The 3,376-nt window shown below is 62.9% G+C and carries 3 protein-coding genes; all 3 read right to left on the bottom strand.

What is annotated here, in order from left to right:
* Positions 1–4: 4 nt before the first annotated feature.
* The 3 genes from ABI213_RS22705 to ABI213_RS22695 all read right to left on the bottom strand — a co-directional run bounded on the left by ABI213_RS22705 (position 5) and on the right by ABI213_RS22695 (position 3,223).
* Positions 5–700 carry a DUF3334 family protein gene (locus ABI213_RS22705; RefSeq protein WP_348007162.1) on the bottom strand — a complete coding sequence of 232 codons (696 nt, stop codon included), beginning with the start codon at positions 698–700 and terminating at the stop codon, positions 5–7.
* 95 nt (positions 701–795) lie between these two features.
* Positions 796–2,037, bottom strand: coding sequence for a CaiB/BaiF CoA-transferase family protein (locus tag ABI213_RS22700; RefSeq protein WP_348007161.1), 1,242 nt, complete (start codon positions 2,035–2,037; stop codon positions 796–798).
* A complete protein-coding gene (locus tag ABI213_RS22695) occupies positions 2,027–3,223 on the bottom strand; it encodes an acyl-CoA dehydrogenase (protein ID WP_348028778.1) in 1,197 nt (398 codons plus the stop codon). Before ABI213_RS22695 ends, ABI213_RS22700 begins: the two co-directional genes overlap by 11 nt.
* Positions 3,224–3,376: the final 153 nt, after the last annotated feature.

Here is a 3,376-nt window from a genome sequence, read left to right as displayed (position 1 = left end):
GCCGTCACATCCCTAGCGACTTGAGAAACTCGTCGGTATCGTCATCGGCGCTACTGTTGTGCGCCGGGCCGGGGGCGCTCAGTTCGTTGTTGTGCACCTGCGCCATCACGGCGGTGGGGTCTGGGGGGGCGGGTACTTCAAAGTCCACCATCTTGATGAACTGGATGTTGTCCACCGCCAGCTCCAGGTAAAAGATGCGGTTGGTGCTGGTGTAGAAGGTGACGCGGCGGGCCTCGGGCTGGTCGAGGTTGGCGTCCACACTCATGATGACCTGCTTGTTCAGCAACAGCATCTTGGGCTGGTTTTGGGTAATCTGGGTTTGCAGTTCGCGCTGCACCTTGCCGGTGAAGTCGCCCACCACCTGGTTCATCAGCTCGCCCATCACGTTGCTGACTTCGTCCGAGGTGAAGGAGGTGACCAAGTCGGCCCTCGACATGCCCATGTTCAGCAGATAGCTCTCGTACAGCTCCATCGCCGCCTGGGCGGTGAAGTTGATGATCACCAGGCCAGAAAAGCCCCCATCGAACAGAACAAAGCAGCCGATGTCGGGCTTGAGGCAGGTTTTGCTGATGCGCTGCACCATGCCCGAGTAGCGTATGTGGGTGTTGGTGGCCACGTTCAACACCCGGGTGACCGAGTTGCACAGGCTCAACAGCAGGTCTTCGGTGCCAAATATGACATCAGGTTCTTGCTTACTCATGGTTTTTAAGTCCTGCAGTTTGGAAGCTACAGCATAGGCCATGTAACCGGTTGTTTACATTCGATTTAAGCCCTGAATAGACCGCAAACAGGTTCTTACACCACCCTAGCGGCGTGCAAAGCCGCAATCGCATCTACATCCAGGCCCAAGCCCGCCAGCACTTCGTCGGTGTGCTCGCCCAGGGCTGGCGGCGGCCGATGCAGCACGGGTGGGGTGGCAGTCAAGCGCAGTGGGCTGGCCACGCTTGCTATTTCTTTAATAGCTGCCCCCGCAGACTCTGCCTGCGCAAGAGGCTGATTCACCTTTATACCCCGAGCCTGCACCTGCACGTCGGCAAAGGCCTGGCCCATGTCGTTGATGGGGCCGCAGGGCACGGCTTTGTCCTCCAGCAAGGCAATCCACTGCGCGGTGCTGCGCGTGCGGGTGACCGCCTCCAACGCGGGTATCAATGCGGCGCGGTTTTGGACCCGCAGGGTATTGGTGGTGAAGCGCGGGTCGGCGGCCCACGCGGGCTGTTCGGCGGCGGCGCAGAAGCGGGCAAACTGGCCGTCGTTGCCGATGGCCAGCAGCATGGCGCCGTCGGCCGTGGGGAAGTCCTGGTACGGGGCCAGGCTGGGGTGGGTGTTACCTTGGCGCTGGGGCACCTTGCCGGTGTTCAGAAATCCGGCCGCCTGGTTGGCCAAGACGGCCATGCCTACGTCTAGCAAGGCCATGTCGATGTGCTGGCCCAGGCCGGTGCGGTGGCGCGACTCGATGGCGGCCAGGATGGCGCTGCAGGCGTAGACCCCGGTAAACAGGTCGATCACCGCCACACCGACTTTTTGCGGCGCGCCGCCCGCCGGGCCGGTGATGGACATCATGCCGCTCAGGGCCTGCACCATCAGGTCGTAGCCCGCGCGCTCGGCATACGGCCCGGTCTGGCCAAAGCCGGTGACCGAGCAGTAAATCAGCCGCGGGTTGAGGGCCTGCAAGCTGGCGTAATCCAGCCCGTACGCGCTGAGGCCACCGACCTTGAAGTTCTCTACCAGCACGTCGCTGGTCGCCGCCATCTGGCGGATCAGCGCCTGGCCTGCGGCCTGGGCCATGTCGATGGTGATGGAGCGCTTGTTGCGGTTGCAGGCGGTGAAATACGTGGCCTGGTCGGTGTCATTTCCGTCCGTATCTTGCAGAAACGGCGGGCCCCAGTGGCGGGTGTCGTCCCCCACCAGCGGGCGCTCGACCTTGACCACATCGGCACCCAGGTCGGCCAGCATCTGGGTGCACCACGGCCCGGCCAGCACGCGGGACAGGTCGAGGACCTTGAGGTGCGACAGCGCGGCCGTCACCTCAGTTGCCAAACGCTGCGATGCCGGTCTGCGCGCGACCCAGAATGAGCGCGTGGATGTCGTGCGTGCCCTCGTAGGTGTTGACTACCTCCAAGTTCACCAGGTGCCGGGCCACGCCGAATTCGTCCGAAATGCCGTTGCCGCCCATCATGTCGCGGGCCAGCCGGGCGATGTCTAGCGACTTGCCGCAGGAGTTGCGTTTGAGCAGCGAGGTCAGCTCGACGGAAGCCGTGCCCTTGTCCTTCATGCGGCCCAGGCGCAGGCAGCCTTGCAGGCCCAGGGCGATGTCGGTCTGCATGTCGGCCAGCTTCTTCTGGATGAGCTGGTTGGCGGCCAGGGGGCGACCAAACTGTTTGCGGTCTAGCGTGTACTGGCGGGCGCGGAACCAGCAGTCTTCGGCCGCACCCAGCGCGCCCCAGGCGATGCCGTAGCGGGCACTGTTCAGGCAGGTGAACGGGCCTTTCAAGCCCTGCACGTCGGGGAAGGCGTTGTCTTCAGGGCAAAACACGCCGTCCATCACGATCTCGCCGGTAATGCTGGCGCGCAAACCGACCTTGCCGTGGATGGCCGGGGCGCTCAGGCCGGCCATGCCTTTTTCCAAAATGAAGCCGCGAATCGGACCCACGTTGCCCGCCGCGTCCACCTCTTTGGCCCAGACCACGAACACATCGGCGATGGGGCTGTTGGAAATCCACATCTTGCTGCCGCTGAGCTTGTAGCCGCCCGCCACCTTGTGCGCGCGGGTGGCCATGGAACCGGGGTCGGAGCCGTGGTCGGGCTCGGTCAGGCCAAAGCAGCCAATCCATGCACCCGTGGCCAGCTTGGGCAGGTATTTTTGCCGCTGGGCTTCGGTGCCAAACTCAAAAATCGGCACCATCACCAGCGAGCTTTGCACGCTCATCATCGAGCGGTAGCCCGAATCCACGCGCTCCACTTCGCGGGCGATCAGGCCGTAGGCCACGTAGTTCAGGCCGGGGCCGCCGTATTGCTCGGGGATGGTGGGGCCAAGCAGGCCCACTTCGCCCATTTCACGAAAGATGCTGGTGTCCATCTTCTCGTGGCGGAAGGCGTCCAGCACGCGGGGGGCGAGCTTGTCCTGGCAATAGGCCGCAGCGGCATCGCGCACCATGCGCTCGTCGTCGGTCAGCTGCTGGTCGAGCAGAAAGGGGTCTTCCCAATGAAACGTTGCGTGGGCCATGGTGGTGTTCCGGTTGTGTGAGCACACTGTGGTGTGCTCAATGTGCATGAATGAAGGTGCTTCTATGATGCTATTCCTAGAAGATCGCATCAAGCAAGCGAGACGTTTGCATTCTGGTATGCGATATTGGAACTTTTAACTCGCCTAGCCCAT

The organism is Rhodoferax sp., assembly GCF_039922535.1.
In the GTDB taxonomy this organism is placed as follows: domain Bacteria; phylum Pseudomonadota; class Gammaproteobacteria; order Burkholderiales; family Burkholderiaceae_C; genus Rhodoferax_B.
This window is presented reverse-complemented; position numbering and strand designations above follow the sequence as displayed.